Origin of the sequence: Sulfobacillus harzensis (assembly GCF_012933365.1) — a bacterium.
In the GTDB taxonomy this organism is placed as follows: Bacteria; Bacillota; Sulfobacillia; order Sulfobacillales; family Sulfobacillaceae; genus Sulfobacillus_B; species Sulfobacillus_B harzensis.
Window position 1 is genome coordinate 19,708 of record NZ_JABBVZ010000038.1, and the last position, 16,569, is coordinate 36,276.

Below are 16,569 nucleotides of genomic sequence, written 5' to 3' on the forward strand. Positions count from 1 at the left end.
GTTTAGGCAAGAATCACCAGCGGGTCGCCCTCATTGACGAAGTCGCCCTCGTTGACCGCTATCTCGTGCACGATCCCGGCGCTCTCCGCCTCAATCGGGATCTCCATTTTCATGGATTCCATGACCACCACTTCTTGGCCCGCCTCGACGGAGTCGCCGGGCTTTACCAACACTTTAAACACGGTGCCGGCCAAACTAGCCACCACTGCTGTCATCTCCACACCTCCACCAATCGTTAATTGAGGCTGACATGGATGGGCAACCGCCACCATCCACCGGATTCGGACCAGGGCTTGACGAATCCATGGCGCCAAAATCCATCGGCCAGTTGCGCCCCGCGCACTCTGAGATGGCCGTCTTCAACGCTTCCCGCCAAGCCGTCAACCAATTCCAGCATCCGTCCAGGACCGACGGAAAATCCATTCCCGTCCGTTCGCAAGACACCCAGCGGTCCCAGGACCGGGGGACAAAAGAGAATCGTTGTCGTACCGAGAGCCATCGCGACCGCGCCCCGCACTCCAATGCCGGCATGCACCCCAACGCCTCCGGATGAGGATGCCTCATTAAGCCAATTGACAAACCAGAGAGCGCTTTCCATACGGCGGATCCGCAATGCGCGCCAGGCACGCAAGGCCTCATTAACTGCCCAGGGCGAAAACGCCAGCAGTTGGCCCTCCCAGTCCGGCGCGATGAGGGCCATCCGTTCCAGGGCGACTTGCGGTGCAGCAATCCGTTCCGGAATCGGTTCGTCCGCCACGGCAACGCCCGCATTAGGCACCCAATCGAGGCGAAAAGCGACCCCCTCTTGAAATCCGCGGATGCGAGCCGACCACGTCAACGGCCATGCGGCCTGGCCATGCCGGCGAACCAGCAAGGACTCCGTCATCGCCCGGCAAGGCCCATCTGGCGCGCAATCACCAGACGCTGAATCTCGGAGGTGCCTTCTCCGATCTCTAACAGCTTGGCATCCCGCAGGTAGCGTTCTACCGGATAATCTTTCATGTAGCCGGCCCCGCCGTATATTTGGACCGCCTGATTGGAAGCCCGCATGGCAGCCTCAGAGGCAAAAAGCTTGCCCATGGCTGCCTCCTTGGCATAGGGCCGATGTTGGTCCTTAAGCCATGCCGCCTTGAGCACCATGGTCCGGGCCAGTTCCACCTCCATGGCCATGTCGGCGATCTTAAACTGGATGGCTTGAAAGTCGCCAATCGGTCGGCCAAATTGGCGCCGCTCCGTCGCATAGGCCAACGAGGCATCTAAGGCGGCTTGAGCGACGCCCACCCCCAGGGCGCCAATGCTGATGCGCCCGCCGTCCAAAATATCGAGAAATTGGTGCAGACCTTTGCCTTCCTCGCCAAGCAAATAATTTTGCGGGACACGGACATTGTCAAAATGAATCTCGCAGGTCTCCGAAGACCGCATCCCCAACTTGTTATAGGCACACCGCACACTTACCCCGGGCGTGCCTTGGGGAATGATGAAGGCGGAAATCCGCCGATGATCACGCGATGTGCGCGCCGTCGCGACAATGTATCCTGCATGGCCAGCATTGGTAATGAAGCATTTTTCGCCATTGATGACCCATTCTTCGCCCACCTTTTCGGCGAAGGTCTGAGTACCGCCGGCGTCCGACCCCGCACCCGGCTCGGTGAGCCCAAATGCGGCCAGATATGTTCCCGCAATAGCTCGGGTCAGATATTGCCGTTTTTGCTCGTCGGTGCCAAAGAAATAGATCGGCGAGCACCCTAAAGATACGTGGGCGGCAAAGCCGAGTCCCAAGGAGGCATCCACCCGGGAGATTTCCTCTACCGCAATCGCATAGCTGACAGTACCGGCGCCCGAACCGCCCCACTCTTCAGAAAACGGCAGACCAAAAAAGCCGAGTTCCCCCATTTGCTGCATTAAATCAAAGGAGAACTCGGACTGTTCATCTCTATCCTTGGCGCCCGGCGCCACTTGCTGTTCCGCGAAGTCGCGCACCGTTTGCCGAATCAACGTTTCTTCCTGGGTTAAATCGAAGTTCAACCTCATCCCTCCAACCGGGCATCGACCGTCCCAACGCGATCGATCAGGGAGCGGAATTTCCTCCCGGCGATCCATTTTTTTTGCAGTTATATGCTACCATCTAATCCACAAGAGCGGAAGAACGAGGCATGCACCGCCGGGAAGGGGCTGTATGAATAATGAAAGAGCGCATGACCGCACAAAAATTAAAGACTGCTAAGGGCCAAACCCCTCTGGTCTGGATGACAGCATATGACTATAGTCAGGCGCTATTGCTGGAGGAAGCGGAGATCGATGTTATTTTAGTGGGCGATTCCGTGGGCACCACGGTCATGGGATACGACTCAACCATCCCGGTCACTTTAGACAACATGATTTACCACGCGAGCCTGGTCCGGCGCGGCGCACCCCGCACCATGATGGTTGTCGATCTGCCCTTTCTTACCTACACCGACGTCTCCACAGCGCTGAAAAGCGCCGGGCGCCTCATCCAGGAAACCTTAGCGGATGCTGTCAAACTGGAAGGCGGACGTAAGATTATTGAACAAGTGGACGCGTTGGTGCGCCATGACATCCCGGTGGTAGGCCATTTGGGACTGACTCCCCAGAGCATTCATACATTTGGGGGATACCGGGTGCAAGCGCGCACCGGAGAGGGCATCCGCGCTTTGGTGGACGATGCGCGGGCACTGGATGATCATGGAATTTCAGCTCTAGTTCTTGAAGGCATTCCGGATCGGGTAGCCGCCTATGTCACCCAGCACGTGAGCGTTCCCACGATCGGCATCGGTGCCGGCAACCAGACCGACGGCCAGGTGCTGGTGTTTCATGACGGGTTGGGCTTAAGCTCCCGCTATCCAAAGTTCGCCAAGCCATTTGCTGACGTGCGCGGCACTGTCTTAGAGGGGCTTCGGCAGTATCGAGCCGAGGTGCAGTCGCGGTCTTTCCCGGACGACGCCCACAGCTATCATGTGCCTGACAAGGAGTGGAACGAGTTTTGGAGTCATGTGACCCAAGACCGCTAGTAGCCATTTTAGGTAGCGGCGCTCTGGCTCGATTCTGGGCCTGGGCGCTCAACGGTTGTCCGCTGTGGGTGGTTGGCCAAGCGGCTCCCCCCTATCATGTTCATTTTCAAGGACACACCGACAGCATTCGTCCACCCTTCTATCATTGGCAGCAGCCGATTGCCAAAGCCCCGGACGTGGTGGTGCTGGTCACGAAATGGCGCCAGCTTTCCCGGGCGCGAGACTGGATTCTGCAGTGGGCGCCTCAAAGCCTGGTCGTGAGCCTCATGAACGGTATGGGGCAAGAAGAGGCGCTGGCCCCCATTCCCCCCGATCATATGGCAATCGGGGTAACCACAGCCGCCGCCACACGTGAAGACGCGACCGCCCAAGACCTGGCCATCTCGGTGCAGAGTCTGGGTCAGACGTTTCTTCCCGATCGCGGCGAGAGCAACCTGAGGGTCCTTCAGAAAGCTCGGCCGGATCTGATTCAACTGGTGGATGCCGACGAAATTGCCTCACGACGTTGGCAGAAGCTCATCTTCAACAGCGTCATTAATCCCTTGTCGGCGCTGGCTGACTGCGCAAACGGCGAGCTGCCCCAGCATCCGCTGTGGGCGCTGTCTCGGCCACTCTTGGCCGAGAGTCGGCGCATCGCCGAGGCAGCCGGACAATGTCTACCCGCGGATGTGGAAAGCCGCCTCCAGCATTTGGTGCAAGAGACGGCTGGCAACGTATCCTCCATGCTGCAAGACGTTCGCCACGGGTATTCCACGGAGATTGGCGCCATCAACGGCTATCTTGTACATCGGGCCAACCAGTTGGGAATTCCTGCCCCGCTTAATGAGGCGCTTACCCGACTCATCGAAAAGCTGGCGCCCTAGAACGGCCAGCCGCGTCCGAAGGCCCGGGAGAGCTTCAACCGATATTGCTGGAATGAAAGACTTTTTAGCGTACGGGCCGACGTACCACGCACCGGAATTCCCCCTCGAATCACCCAGCCTACCCCGGCGCCGGTGTCCAAGGAAATGAGCATGCCCCGAAGCCGCGGTCTAAAAGGCGGCGGCAACGGTTCTCCGCGGATCGCCCGCGCCATCGCGTCGCCCACGTAATCGCCCGCCATTGCCGCCAATTGCGCCGTTTGGGGAACCTCGTCATCCCCCACATAGACCCGCCAGACATCCCCCGCAGCAAATACCCGGTCCGAGATTTGTCCCTCCGGACTAACCTTCGGATAGCCGTTGTGGTCCAAGGGCAAATCGGTGTCGCGAAGCCATTTGGGCGCCTGAATGCCACCCGCCCAAATGAGGACATGATAGTGCAAGGCGTCGCGTTCTAATTGAATCGTACCAGCCTCGACACGGGTGAGCTTTTGTCCCATCATCACTTTCACGCCAGCGCGCTGAAGCCGCACGCGGGCATAATGGGCCAAGCCTTTTCCGAGAGCCGGCAACAAGCGCTTGGCGCCTTCCACCAGCCAGATATCATGGTCTGGCGCCAGAATCCCGGCCACCTCAACCCCGGTGAGCCCTCCACCAACCACCACAATGCGCTGGCCTTCCTGTTCCCGAATCCGTTCCTTGATGCGGTGCGCATCATGCGCGTTGCGGAGCGGCAGCGCATGCTCCTCCAAGCCCGGAATGGGCGGATATGCGGTGACCGATCCTGGGGATAGCAAAAGCCAGTCGTAGTGCTCTACCTGTCCCTGGGACAAGATGACTTGCTGCTGCGTCATTTTGATGCTGATGACCCGATCGCGAATATGCTTGACACCTGTCCCTTGAAGCAGGTCTTGATATTTCACCACGTGCTCTTCAATGGGATCATGCTTGCGCAAGGCTTCCGGCAATTCGGGAATCAGCTCATGACTATCTCCGGGATCTATCAAAGTAATGTCGACATTGGGAATACGCCGCGCTTGCCCAATGAACGCGAGGCCCGCATACCCACCGCCCACTACAACAATTCGTTGCCGATCGGCCACATGCCTACCTCCCGCCGTAAATCCGCATTGTAGGGTTTTCTTACCCGTTGAGATTAAACACCTCTAGCATACCCAAGATTTGGATAAATGTCGAAACCTGCTATGGTGCCTGGGTTGTAATCGGGCTGGCGTCTTGGTGTTTAGTGCGCGATGAAGAATTCATGTCGATCAAAATGCGGTGATGTCATTCGCGTCACAGGAGGTGGGTTGAAAAACGCAATTTCTTTCGCCGAGCGCTTAAGCAAGAGACGGGTGCATGCCTAAAAGTTGAAGCGTTCGTGCCCTCTTTTGGACAGCCCCCGAACCCCTTCCAGGGCTAGCAATTGCTCTTTCAGCATCAAGCCGCCTCGATAGCCGGTAAGCGTCTGGTCGGCTCCTACCACCCGATGACAGGGCAGCACCACCGGCAGGGGATTTTTTCCAACCGCTGCCGCCACCGCCCGCACGGCCCGTGGTTGGCCCAAGGATTGGGCCAATGCCCCATAGGTGGTCACCGAACCATAGGGAATCGCCGCAAGAGCCTGCCATACAGCGAGTTGAAACGGCGTGCCCTCCATATCCAGCGCAATATCCCAGATTGTAAGATCCCCAGCGAAATACGACTGAAAGGCTTGGCGAAAGGGAGTCATCCGTTCCTCATCGTCCGGCAATGCGCGGTGCGGGTGAGCGCCATGAGCCCACTCGTGCGGCAACACCACGTGGACCAAGCCCTTCTCACTCGCTACCAATCCAAAGTTCCGTTCGTTCCAAGAAGCCGTCGTCTTCCACAAGCGTTTCATTGGATGCCTCCCTTGCTCATGTTGCATCGGAACTGAGCCGGCGATTGCCCCACCAACTTATGAAATCGCCGAGTAAAGTAAGACGGGCGGGTCTGAAGCCTTTCGGCGACCGCCCGGATGGTCACGCTTGTATCGCCCAAGAGATCCGTCGCCCGTTCTTGCCACAAGGCATCATAGCGCGCATGCCAGGACATGTGCCACACCCGGTTCAAAGTTCGCGACAACTGCCTGGGACTCACATGCAGGCGCCGAGCCGCCTCGTGCAATGGCAGCGCCGTGGGAAAAACCTCATAGAGGAGGCTCAGCGCCCTGGAGGCCAACATGGCGTCGGGAGTTTGGCCCCAACGACTATCCGGCCGGCAGCGCTTGCACGGCCGAAATCCCGCGCGCCGCGCCGCATCCAAAGACCTAAAGACGTGGATGTTCTCCCGTCTGGGAATTTTGGAATGACACGAGGGAAAGCACACAATCTTCGTGCTGGCGATGCCAATAAAATAAATCCCGTCGAAGCGCGAATCTCGGGCTAGAATCGCCGCGTATAAGGCGTCCGTCACTTCCATGTCATCCCTCCCCCTTCAGTATTGCGAAGGGTCAGGGCAGACGCAACCGATCGCCCATATGACGGCCGCCTTTTGAAACATCCGCCTATTTAAGGCTCGTAGCTCACAAACGCCAAGCTGCGGCTGTCCGGCGACCACGAGTTCACATTGATGGTGCCCTGCCCTCCAAAGAGTTCAACCAACGTGCGCGCTGCCCCGCCGGAGGCCTCCATCAGGCGTATGGCGACAGACTTCCCGGGAGGGTGATCGGACGCTTCCACCTCATCCTGACGATAGCTTAGGAACGCGACCCAATGGCCATCTGGGGACACGTGAGGAAACCAATTATGGAACAAGGCATCGGCGGTCATCGGCATCAGATGGGAACCATCAGCTGTCATCCGCCAAATTTGCATCGTTCCCCCCATGGCTGAGTTAAACCAAATGTGCCGGCCATCTGGACTATATTCGGGACCATCATCCAACTCGGGGGTACGGGTTAATTGCCTCTCCTCTTCGCGGCCATCCGCGTCAATGCTATAGATATCAAATTGACCATGGCGCTTGGCACAATAGACCAGCCGTGCGCCGTCTGGCGACCACCCATGCAGGTAGCTGGGGCCGTTAGGCGTCACCAATTGCGGCACACCGCCGAAGAGCGGCATCCGATAAATACGCGAGAGATTATCGTCAGCCGTGCGATGGCTGAAAGCCACCTCGCGCCCATCCGGCGAGAGCACATGATCATTGTTGAGCCGATCAAGCGACCCGGTATCGATAGGTGTCTCCTTGCCGCGCTCCAAATCCCAAGCATAAAGTCGTCCCGCCCGGTTAAAAATCAACCGGGTACCATCCGGCGTCCAGTTAGGCGCCTCCACCACCCCGTCAAACCGTTGAACTGCGCGGCATTCCCCACGGTCGATATCGACCACTTGTAATAAACTTTTCCGCATAAAATCGCCTCCTTAGTCTGCCGCGACGGGACCTGGATTGCGCCGATACAATCCAGTGGCCGCCAAGAGCCCCGCGGTGACCAACCCGACGGCTGTCCAGGGTATAAATTGAGATCCAAAGAGACTGTCGACTCCGCCCATGAGAGCCCCGCCGCCAAAGGTCGCCAGTCCGGTGGCACCGTTAATGATGCCCATGGCCCCCCCGTGCTCATGGCCTGGCAGTGATTCCGCCACCGCCCGCTGAATCCCGATGTTCAGAAATGGATAGAGGGGCAAAGAAAACGCCACAATCACCACCATTTGGGAGGAAGCCAGCGACATGGTCAAATACATAACCACATAGCCGACCAATACCCCGAGCAACAATGTTTTTCCCCCGATGCGGTCTGTCCAACGGCCAATCGACCCCGCCAATGCCCAACCCAGTCCCGTGCTAATCGAGGAGCTCCAGCCCACCCAGGCCGGGGTCACATGCACAGCGTGTAGATAAAGGCTGAAGTTGATGAAAAAGCCCTCGTTGCCCGCGTAGGCAAGAAAGAAGGGCACCACCAACAGCACAGTCATCCAATGAGAGCGCTGTATCGGCCCCGTTTGGTCGCTGGAAAAACGCAGGGCGACCGGCGCCGCCTTGATCGCTAGTATTGCTTCAGTGGCCATGAAAGCCGCCAGCACCAGCATCATGGTGGGAAAGGCGCGATGGGAGACTGACACCAGCCAGCCTCCCAATAGGCCACCCGTCATCCAGCCGCTAGACTGCCACTTCATTCGCGCCGCCAAGCGCCGCCCCATGTCTCCACCCTCATGGGTCAGATAGGTCAGCGTGACGGGGGCCAAGGCGGACGAAACCAAGGTGGCTGCTGTCACCCCGACGATATAGAAAATTGCGCCCGGATCAAAAAACACCCACAGTCCTAACGCCACATAGCCGAGAAGTCCGATGGAAGCTACCCGGCGTACACCACCGGCGCGGACCCGATGGCCCCAGAAGGTGGATCCGAAAAAAGTGGCCAGAGAGGGGCCTGCTGCCGCCAGACTAGCGACGAAATCATCCGCATGCCAGGCGACATGAAGATAGAGAGGCCCGTAACCTAGCATCACCAATAAGAAAAAGGCCTCAACGGCCGACGCAGTTAATAATGTTCGTGGCAGCGCACTAACCTCCAAGCAACTTGCATTCCCATTGTACCGCGAGCAGGGATATTCGCCCATTCCCCCGAAGATTCAAAAAGAGAAAGCGAGGGGTCCGGATGGCAGTGCTAGAAATGGAAAATGTCTCCCTAATACGTTCGGGAGGACCAATATTAGAGCATATTGATTGGCGCATTAACCCAGGGGAATCATGGGTGGTTATGGGAGCCAACGGATCTGGCAAAACCTCGCTGATGACCCTGATTCTTGGCTATCAATGGCCTACCGAGGGCACAATCACAGTCTTAGGCGCCCGCTATGGCCGAGTCGATCTTCGCGAGCATCGAAAGCGCATTGCCTGGGTGAGCCATCATCTTACTGAATGGATGACCCGCGATCACGGCCATCAAACGGTCCGGGATTTGGTGGCAGCCGGCCCTGAGGCCATCATCGGCGCCTCACCCAACCATCGTCCCGACCCATTTGCGTTGCATGAGGCGCTGTCCCACTTTAAGATTCTGGAACGGGCCCAAACCCGTTTTGGCATCTTGTCCCAAGGAGAAAAGACACGCGTTCTCTTGGCTCGTGCCCACCTGGCGGCCGTGGACCTGATTGTCATGGATGAGCCTTGCTCCGGTCTTGACATCCGTGGCCGCGAAGAGCTGTTGGCGCTCATCCGCGATCACTTGTCTCAAATTCCCACGACACCCATCATCTATGTCACCCATCATGTCGAGGAGATTATGCCGGAATTTACCCATGTTCTGCTCTTGAAATCGGGTCGGGTGCTCGCCCGCGGCCCAAAGCGAGAGGTTTTGACGGCGCAAAATCTGTCCGTGGCGCTGGGTGTCCCGGTCACTGTGGAGATAGTCCACGGGCGGCCGTGGGCTCGAGTCTCGTGGGGGGCTTCATCATGAGTCGCATCATTGTGACCCGCCGCATCCATGCCGACGCCTTGGAAAAGCTACGCGCGCTGGGTGAGTTGATCTTGTGGGAAACGGATACCCCCATTGATCCGAATACACTCGCGTCATGGCTCCAAGACGCGGACGCCTGCCTCAGCATGCTGACCGACCGCATTGGAGCTCAGGAGTTTGCCTCCGCGCCTCGACTCAAAGTGGTCAGCAATATGGCGGTGGGATATGACAACATCGACCTGGACGCGGCCACCCGTCAGGGCGTTGTGATCACCAACACACCCGATGTATTGACCGAAGCCACGGCGGAACTCACCTGGGCTTTGATGCTGGCGCTGATGCGACAGCTCATCCCGGCCCGCGAAGCCCTCTTAGCCGGTCAGTGGCGCCATTGGAAACCCGATGGATTCCTCGGCACAGAACTCTACGGAAAAACGCTGGGCATCGTCGGATGGGGACGCATTGGGCAGGCGGTAGCGCGCCGCGCTCCAGCCTTTGGCATGCGGGTGGTGGCTCTGAACCGGCAAACGACCCGAACAACGGAAAGTCCAGGACTTCCCCTCGAGGAATTTTTAGCCGTGGCCGACGCGGTCAGCATCCATGTGCCGCTGACCCCCGAGACCCGAGGGTTGGTGAACGAGCAGTGGTTTTCCCTGATGAAACCCGGGGCCTTTGTAATCAACACCGCCCGCGGGCCCATTATCGATGAAGCGGCGCTGCTGGCGGCGTTGAATCAGGGGCGCATCGGCGGGGCAGCCTTGGATGTGTTTCATTCGGAGCCGGCCGACGGCTCCCACCCCTTGGCCTCGCACCCCAAAGTCTTGGCGACGCCCCATATTGGGTCGGCCACCCATGAAACCCGTCGGGCCATGGCGCTTCGGGCGGTCGCCAACATCGCCGCCGTACTTCAAGGCGCCACCCCACCCGATTGGGTCAACCGTCCCTAACGGCTGGCGACTTTTTTCGCTAGCAAAAGAGGAAATATCGACACGGCCTCGAACCCCATGGAAATGAAAAGAGGGGCAGACATGACTAGTCCCGCGGCGGCGCCTGACGACGAACGGCACAATGTCAAAATCAACGCCTTGAACGGCATGTTAAAGGGCGCCGGGGGACAACTGGTGAACCCCTTTTTGGGGATTAACGCCATTCGCCTCGGTGCCCCCAATATTGATCTCGGCATCATTTCCGCGATTCCCTACTTAGCTGGCGGCATTGCTGCTCTCTTGAGCCCCTGGCTAGTGCATCGAAAGCGCCTGCATTCGACCACCATCGGCCTTTTTCTCGCAGCTCGGCTCAGTATTCTCTTGTTTGCCCTGATTGACTTTCGTCATGGCATTCATCATGCGGCCTTGTGGTTCATGCTGGCCATCGTCTGGAGCAACCTTCCAGGGGCTCTCGCAACCCTCTCTTGGCAATCGATGACGACGTCCCTCTTCTCCGGGGCGGTGCGCAGCAGCGCGGTGATGTGGCGTCAATGGGGCATGAGCAGCGTTGGCGTCGTCGCGGTGCTGTTAGGCGGTTGGGCGATCGACAAAAATCCCGGAACCCATGGCTACATCACCCTGTACGTTATTGGCACCATCTTGGGTATTGCGGAAGTGGCGGTCTACCGTCGCTTTAAACCTGGCCCGAAGCCTCTCGATCTGCCCAACACCACCTGGTCCATGGCACTGCCGCATGTCTGGGACAATCTTAGGCTTCGCCGCTTCATTCTCGCAGGCAGCGTGTTTTATTGCGGCTGGCTGATGTTGTGGCCGGCCTCACTCCGCTACCAAGTCTCCATAGATCACGCCAGCAACTTCTGGATGGCGCTCTATACGGCCGTTAATGCCATTTTTACCTTGGCGGCGCTTCCCATCTGGCGCCGATTGACCAGCCGCTTGCCAACCGAGCGGCTTCTGCCCTGGGCAAGCCTGTTAATGTGTTTGACCCCGGCGATATACTTGCTGCACCCGGGGCTAGGGGACATCGTGTGGGCTAATGTGACCGGCGGGATCGCCGGGGCAGGGTTCAACCTCCTGATTAATGTGCGCTTAATGGAAGTGGTGCCCGACAATTGGCGCACCATGGCCGTGGGTGCCAATACCGTCGCCACCGGGATTGCCGGTGGGGTGGGCGCCCTCTTGGCGGTGCTGCTCATTCATGTCGGATCACTCATGAGCGTCTTTTTGGCGGCCACCGCCATCCGTGCCATAGGCGGCGCCTTGTTTAGCTGGGCTTCGACGCCCCAATCGGTCTCCTTGCCCGCCCAACCTCCGGCTTAGGACGATCATTCACTTTGTCAGCCGCGCCCCTGACGGTTATCCTATAATGAACAAGCATCACCCGCCGTCAGGCCATGACAAGGAGGCTTCTTGTGCGAGAACCCGACAATGTGTTTCACCTCGCCATTCCCTGCCGGGACTTGGATGAGGCGCAGGAATTCTACGTCACCCGGTTGGGGGCGAAACTGGCCCGCCGTTACGCCGACCGCATCACCTTGGACTTTTTTGGCGATCAGGTGGTTTGCCATCTAACCGATAAAATTGATCCACGCCCGGAAATGTATCCCCGCCATTTTGGGGTGACCTTCCGTCATAAGGATGATTGGGACCGGCTGGTACGGCTGGCCCAGGCCCGAGAGCTGGAATTCTTCCAGGAGCCAATGCGCCGATTTGAAGGGCTCATCGAAGAGCATTGGACCTTCATGCTCATCGATCCGTCCAACAATCTGTTGGAGTTCAAGTACTACCTGGATCCACGAATGATGTACTAATCATACGCTCTGATAATGCTTAGGAAGTAGCGTCAGCCGCTCGTTCCCGGTCTCGGTAATGACCAAGGTGTCTTCCAAGCGGACTCCGCCGAGGCCGGGCACGTAGATGCCGGGCTCCACAGTTAGCGTCATGCCCGGCTCCAAAGTACGGGCCTGGTCGGGACGCTGAACGGTGAAGGGGTCCTCATGGACCTCGAGTCCCACCCCATGGCCAGTGCCGTGGCCGAAATTCTCCCCGTAACCCGCCTTTTCAATAATCTGGCGCGCAGCCCGATCGACGTCATAGGTGCTGTTGCCAGGCCTGGCAACGGCGATTCCAGCCTTCTGCGCCTCCTCGACAATGGCAAAAATCTCGCGCAGTTGATCGGGCACCGACCCAACGCCTACGGTAATGGTCTCATCCGATTTGTATCCCTGAAACTCGGCACCAAAGTCAATCGTCACCAAATCGCCCGATTGAATCACCCGCTCGCTGGGCTGTGCATGGGGCAAGGCTCCTCGGGGGCCCGAAGCCACGATGGTCGAAAAGCCCAGGACGGCGCCTTGGCGGCGCATCTCCCATTCGATGGCTCGTGCCACTGCGTCCTCACGCTGCCCTGGCAGTTGGGACAACACCATCCGAACCGCATCACCAGCAATGGCGGCCGCTCGGCGAATCTTTTGCAATTCGTCAGCGCTCTTATGGACCCGGAGTTCCTCAACTAGGCGCGGGACCCTATGCCAGACCGCAGGAACGCGGCTCTTCCAGGCCTCCCACATGGCCACCGGCACCTTGTCGCTTTCGAACCCGAGGTGCCAGAGCTGATGCGCCACCACCAAGTCCCGGAGGGTATCGCTCACCCGCCCGTGCTGGACCACCTCAATATCAGGACATTGCGCCGCCGCCTGTTCGAGATAGCGAAAATCCGTTAGAAGCCATGCCTGGTCCCGTGAGACCAACAGAAATGCTGACGAGCCGGTAAACCCTGTCAAATAGTGTAGGTTTACAGAGCTCAACTGCTCCGGCGCCGCAATAAATACGGCGTCCAGTCCCTTGTCAGCGAGCACCGCCTGTAGACGGTTCCAATGAGCTACCGTCATCTCCCCCATTTCCTGGCATTCCCTCGCTTCATTCTATCATTGCGGCATCCAAGCGATACAATGAAACTAAGCTGATTGACACGGAAAGGCGGGACGATTCGTGTACATTGATATCGCAACATTGGCAGCTGATGCCGCCTATCGTTGGATGACGCAAGCGGTCGTGCCCCGGCCCATCGCCTGGGTGACAAGTTGCGACAAAGAGGGCCGGGTCAATGCAGCCCCCTTCAGCTTCTTTACTTGCCTAGCGTCCAATCCCCCTTTGATCGGGATTACCATTATGAGCCGGCAAGGGGCACCTAAAGATACCTTGGCCAATGCCCGGGAAACCCGAGAGTTTGTGGTCAACATCGCCTCGGAAGAGAATTTGGAGGCGCTTAATCGCACTTCCATCGAAGCGCCCCACAGCTTCTCGGAAACAGCCTACGCAGGGCTTCACTTGATCCCCGCCCAAAATGTCGGGGTACCGGCCATTGCTGACGCGCTTATCCATATTGCCTGCCGCTATGAAACCGAGGTGGCCTTCGGAAACCAGGACAACCAAACCCATCCGGCCCACCTGTTGGTGGGTCGCATTGTGTCTATGGAAGTCGATGATCGGGTGATGAAAGACGGGTACATCGATCCCGAGCAGCTGAAAGCCATTGGTCGGCTGGGAGGCCCGCTTTTTTGCCAAACGACCGAGGTGCGACGCTTAAATCGTCCCCGCTGGCCGGACGACGCCCTCTAGCTGCATCTGGTCGGCATTGAGCACGAAGAGCGTGGCTCCGCCCACCAACACATGGACTGGGTCCACATAGGCGTCAGGATGAAGTGCCCCGGGTCCGGGGCGATGCAGCACTTCACGCTCATGGCAATGGGCATGAATCAACGACAACGTCTGGTCCAACTGGTTATTTTCCACCCCGATGACAAAGGTGGTGTTGCCTTGGCTCAGAAATCCCCCCACGGTGTTTAACCGTGTGTGGCGGATGTTCTCCCGCCGCAGTGCGTCGGCCAGGTTGTTCCGGTCGGCATTTTGCACAATGGCGATGATAAGTTTCACCAACGGCTCCCCCCTTCTTCCCTTCATGGTACTCGATCCCTTGGAATTTCCCAAGAAACCCCTGGCAATATTTGCCCAAAAAAAATTTTCTGCCCAGCAATTAACCCCCTCATTTTTTTAACGCTGATCGAATCCACTAATAGCGAACCATCGGCTCTGTTGTCTGAATAGTCAGGAGGCGACAATGTCTTTCGAAAACTTGCCTTCTCTTTTGCTGGATTCCGCCCATCGCTTTGGCGACCAGCCAGCCCAGCGGTTCAAGATGAACGGCCAGTGGCGGGACCGCACGTACCAGGAACTCTGGAACGAGGTGGTTGCCGTCGCCCATGGCCTTAAAACGCTGGGCATCCAAGAGGGCGACCGTGTAGCCCTGCTTTCCCGCACCCGACCCGAATGGGTTATTGCCGACTATGCGACTTTGTCCTTAGGAGCGGTTACGGTTCCGATTTATCCTTCCCTGCCCAAAGATCAGGTGGCCTTTATTCTCGAGGACTCTGGCGCCAAGGCGGCCTTTGTGGAAGACGGCGGCCAAGCCGTCAAAATCCCCGACAATCTCCTTACGGTGGCAATAGACGGCCACCCACGGGGTTGCCGAAGCTGGCTGTGGCTTAAGGAAACTGGTCTCATGCATGCTGATGATGCCTTCCCCCGTCCAATCGGACGGGACCATCTGGCCAGTTTAGTCTATACCTCCGGCACGACGGGGCGCCCAAAGGGGGTAATGCTCACCCACGGAAATATTTTGGCCAATGTGGAAGGATTCCAGGCACTGGTCGATGAGTACCCGGACATGCAAGTCGGCCCCAAAGACGTGGCTCTGTCCTTTTTACCTCTGTCCCATATTTTAGAGCGCATGGCCCATGCCTTTCAGCTCTCACGAGGGATCACCATCGCCTATGCCGAGTCGGTCGATACACTAGCCACCGATCTGGTGGAAACAGCTCCTAGCATTATGGTGGCCGTCCCGCGGGTCTTTGAGAAAGTCTATGCCAAAGTGCAAGATCAGGTGGCCAGCGAGTCCGCTTTCAAGCAGCGCGCATTTCAGTGGGCTGTCGCAGGGGGCCGCCGTCGCTATCAGTTGTCCTCGGAAGGCCGGCCGATTCCTTCAGGCCTCATCCGCCAACAGCGCATGGCGGACCGCCTGGTATTCTCCAAGGTTCGCGAAGCGCTTGGCGGCCAGCTTCGCTACGTCATTTCAGGCGGTGCGCCCTTGGCCCGGGAAATTGGCGAGTTCTTCTATGCCATGGGCGTCACCATCCTTGAGGGGTATGGCCTCACCGAGACCTCGCCCGTTCTGACCGTTAACCCCCCCGACAGCCCACGCTACGGCAGTGTCGGCCGGCCGCTCTCCAATGTGGAGATCGCCATCGCGGAGGACGGCGAAATTCTGGCTCGCGGTCCAAACGTGATGTCCGGCTACTGGAACCTCCCCGAGGGGACCGAGGAGGCTCTCCAAGACGGCTGGTTTCACACCGGCGACATCGGCGAACTCACGCCCGAGGGACGGCTGGTTATTACCGACCGTAAAAAAGCCTTGCTCGTGTTGTCTACCGGCAAGAATGTTGCTCCCGGGCTTGTGGAGACCCACCTTATCCTCGCGCCCTACATTGAACAGGCTGTCGTTGTTGGCGACCGCCAAAAGTTCGTGGGCGCCCTTTTATATCTAAATCCCGACAAGGTGATGGAATGGGCCCAGCAGCACCAAATCCCCATGGCGGCCTACGATGATTTGCTGAGCCACCCGGACTTGTACCGCTTCATCATGGGCGAAGTGGAGCGCGTAACCGCTCCCTTGGCCGCCTTTGAACGGCCGAAACGGATCCGCTTCCTGCCGCACGAGCTCACCGAAGCCAGTGGCGAACTCACTCCTTCTTTGAAAATCAAGGTCCCTGTGGTTCTGTCACGCTATCGCCAGCTAGTGGAGGACTTGTACGCTCAGGAGATGCCGACCCACGCACCGACCCTGGGCACCATGGACCCCGAACCGCCACCGGCCGCTCCCGCCCCGTCAAAAATTGCTAAACCTCCGCCGGTCATCGTGGACCTTTTGGGTTCGGTCGTGCTAGGCGCGTTATTTGGACTATTGTTGAGGGTGATCCTATGATTCGGTCAGCAGAGCATGGTACTCCCGCTTCCCAGCGTCTGGCCATCCCCAGACGTCCCCTCCGCTGGGTCCTTGGGCTCATGGCGGCAGCCGCCGTCGCCTGGCCGAGCCTTGCGGCGGTGGCTCAACCAGGCGGTAGGGCGGTGCTGGCACAGCATTTAGCGAAAATGCAGCATGCCGCCCAAATGTTGAATGTACTAGTATAGCCATTCCTAAATAGCGTCCATGCTTTTTGCGTCCTCGGGCTTCCACTTCCAGCGAAACGGTACCGGAT

General features: G+C 58.3%; 19 protein-coding genes. 9 read left to right on the forward strand and 10 right to left on the reverse strand.

Annotation, left to right across the window (positions count from 1 at the left end):
- Positions 1-2 precede the first annotated feature (2 nt).
- Genes HIJ39_RS11895 through HIJ39_RS11905 form a run of 3 tightly spaced genes read right to left on the reverse strand, consistent with a single transcriptional unit; the run spans position 3 to position 2,025 of the window.
- Positions 3-215: an acetyl-CoA carboxylase biotin carboxyl carrier protein subunit gene (locus HIJ39_RS11895; RefSeq protein ID WP_169099950.1), complete on the reverse strand. Its 213-nt coding sequence runs from the start codon at positions 213-215 to the stop codon at positions 3-5.
- Positions 216-235: 20 nt separating this feature from the next.
- Positions 236-886, reverse strand: coding sequence for a hypothetical protein (locus HIJ39_RS11900; protein WP_169099952.1), 651 nt, complete (start codon positions 884-886; stop codon positions 236-238).
- The gene (locus tag HIJ39_RS11905) at positions 883-2,025 is read right to left on the reverse strand and encodes an acyl-CoA dehydrogenase family protein (protein ID WP_169099954.1); all 1,143 of its coding nucleotides are present in this window, start codon (positions 2,023-2,025) and stop codon (positions 883-885) included. The genes HIJ39_RS11900 and HIJ39_RS11905 overlap by 4 nt, the downstream gene beginning before the upstream one ends.
- Before the next feature lie 158 nt (positions 2,026-2,183).
- Here HIJ39_RS11905 and panB point away from each other — a divergent pair, with 158 nt between their 5' ends.
- The gene (gene panB / locus HIJ39_RS11910; RefSeq protein WP_169099956.1) at positions 2,184-3,029 is read left to right on the forward strand and encodes a 3-methyl-2-oxobutanoate hydroxymethyltransferase; all 846 of its coding nucleotides are present in this window, start codon (positions 2,184-2,186) and stop codon (positions 3,027-3,029) included.
- Positions 3,002-3,892, forward strand: coding sequence for a ketopantoate reductase family protein (locus tag HIJ39_RS11915; protein ID WP_169099958.1), 891 nt, complete (start codon positions 3,002-3,004; stop codon positions 3,890-3,892). Before panB ends, HIJ39_RS11915 begins: the two co-directional genes overlap by 28 nt.
- Here HIJ39_RS11915 and HIJ39_RS11920 read toward each other — a convergent pair.
- The 5 genes from HIJ39_RS11920 to HIJ39_RS11940 all read right to left on the reverse strand — a co-directional run bounded on the left by HIJ39_RS11920 (position 3,889) and on the right by HIJ39_RS11940 (position 8,427).
- Positions 3,889-4,992 (reverse strand): FAD-dependent oxidoreductase, encoded by a 1,104-nt coding sequence (locus HIJ39_RS11920; RefSeq protein ID WP_169099960.1) that lies wholly within the window; start codon positions 4,990-4,992, stop codon positions 3,889-3,891. The two genes, HIJ39_RS11915 and HIJ39_RS11920, sit on opposite strands and share 4 nt — an antisense overlap.
- 260 nt (positions 4,993-5,252) lie before the next feature.
- On the reverse strand, positions 5,253-5,771 hold the full coding sequence (locus HIJ39_RS24625; RefSeq protein ID WP_275107320.1) for a methylated-DNA--[protein]-cysteine S-methyltransferase: 519 nt from the start codon (positions 5,769-5,771) through the stop codon (positions 5,253-5,255).
- Positions 5,768-6,331 (reverse strand): Ada metal-binding domain-containing protein, encoded by a 564-nt coding sequence (locus HIJ39_RS11930; protein WP_169099962.1) that lies wholly within the window; start codon positions 6,329-6,331, stop codon positions 5,768-5,770. Before HIJ39_RS11930 ends, HIJ39_RS24625 begins: the two co-directional genes overlap by 4 nt.
- An 89-nt stretch (positions 6,332-6,420) precedes the next feature.
- Positions 6,421-7,263 (reverse strand): TolB family protein, encoded by an 843-nt coding sequence (locus HIJ39_RS11935; protein ID WP_169099963.1) that lies wholly within the window; start codon positions 7,261-7,263, stop codon positions 6,421-6,423.
- 12 nt (positions 7,264-7,275) lie between these two features.
- A complete protein-coding gene (locus HIJ39_RS11940) occupies positions 7,276-8,427 on the reverse strand; it encodes an MFS transporter (RefSeq protein WP_169099965.1) in 1,152 nt (383 codons plus the stop codon).
- Positions 8,428-8,510: 83 nt separating this feature from the next.
- Here HIJ39_RS11940 and HIJ39_RS11945 point away from each other — a divergent pair, with 83 nt between their 5' ends.
- From HIJ39_RS11945 to HIJ39_RS11960, 4 genes are all read left to right on the forward strand, one after another.
- Entirely contained in the window at positions 8,511-9,308 is a 798-nt protein-coding gene (locus tag HIJ39_RS11945) for an ABC transporter ATP-binding protein (RefSeq protein WP_169099967.1), read from the forward strand.
- On the forward strand, positions 9,305-10,255 hold the full coding sequence (locus tag HIJ39_RS11950; RefSeq protein WP_169099969.1) for a 2-hydroxyacid dehydrogenase: 951 nt from the start codon (positions 9,305-9,307) through the stop codon (positions 10,253-10,255). The genes HIJ39_RS11945 and HIJ39_RS11950 overlap by 4 nt, the downstream gene beginning before the upstream one ends.
- A gap of 81 nt (positions 10,256-10,336) precedes the next feature.
- Positions 10,337-11,575: an MFS transporter gene (locus tag HIJ39_RS11955; protein ID WP_169099971.1), complete on the forward strand. Its 1,239-nt coding sequence runs from the start codon at positions 10,337-10,339 to the stop codon at positions 11,573-11,575.
- Positions 11,576-11,667: 92 nt separating this feature from the next.
- Positions 11,668-12,066: a VOC family protein gene (locus tag HIJ39_RS11960; RefSeq protein ID WP_169099973.1), complete on the forward strand. Its 399-nt coding sequence runs from the start codon at positions 11,668-11,670 to the stop codon at positions 12,064-12,066.
- Here the strand turns inward: HIJ39_RS11960 and HIJ39_RS11965 are convergent, their stop codons facing one another.
- Positions 12,067-13,146: a M24 family metallopeptidase gene (locus HIJ39_RS11965; protein ID WP_169099975.1), complete on the reverse strand. Its 1,080-nt coding sequence runs from the start codon at positions 13,144-13,146 to the stop codon at positions 12,067-12,069.
- 100 nt (positions 13,147-13,246) lie between these two features.
- Between HIJ39_RS11965 and HIJ39_RS11970 the strand changes: the two genes are divergently transcribed.
- Positions 13,247-13,876, forward strand: a complete 630-nt coding sequence (locus HIJ39_RS11970) for a flavin reductase (RefSeq protein ID WP_169099977.1) — start codon at positions 13,247-13,249, stop codon at positions 13,874-13,876.
- Here the strand turns inward: HIJ39_RS11970 and HIJ39_RS11975 are convergent.
- Positions 13,841-14,191 (reverse strand): cyclic-di-AMP receptor, encoded by a 351-nt coding sequence (locus tag HIJ39_RS11975; RefSeq protein ID WP_169099979.1) that lies wholly within the window; start codon positions 14,189-14,191, stop codon positions 13,841-13,843. The two genes, HIJ39_RS11970 and HIJ39_RS11975, sit on opposite strands and share 36 nt — an antisense overlap.
- 184 nt (positions 14,192-14,375) lie before the next feature.
- On the opposite strand from HIJ39_RS11975, the gene HIJ39_RS11980 reads away from it, so the two are divergent.
- Positions 14,376-16,295 carry an AMP-dependent synthetase/ligase gene (locus HIJ39_RS11980; RefSeq protein ID WP_169099981.1) on the forward strand — a complete coding sequence of 640 codons (1,920 nt, stop codon included), beginning with the start codon at positions 14,376-14,378 and terminating at the stop codon, positions 16,293-16,295.
- Positions 16,292-16,501 (forward strand): hypothetical protein, encoded by a 210-nt coding sequence (locus HIJ39_RS11985; RefSeq protein WP_169099983.1) that lies wholly within the window; start codon positions 16,292-16,294, stop codon positions 16,499-16,501. The genes HIJ39_RS11980 and HIJ39_RS11985 overlap by 4 nt, the downstream gene beginning before the upstream one ends.
- Positions 16,502-16,569: the final 68 nt, after the last annotated feature.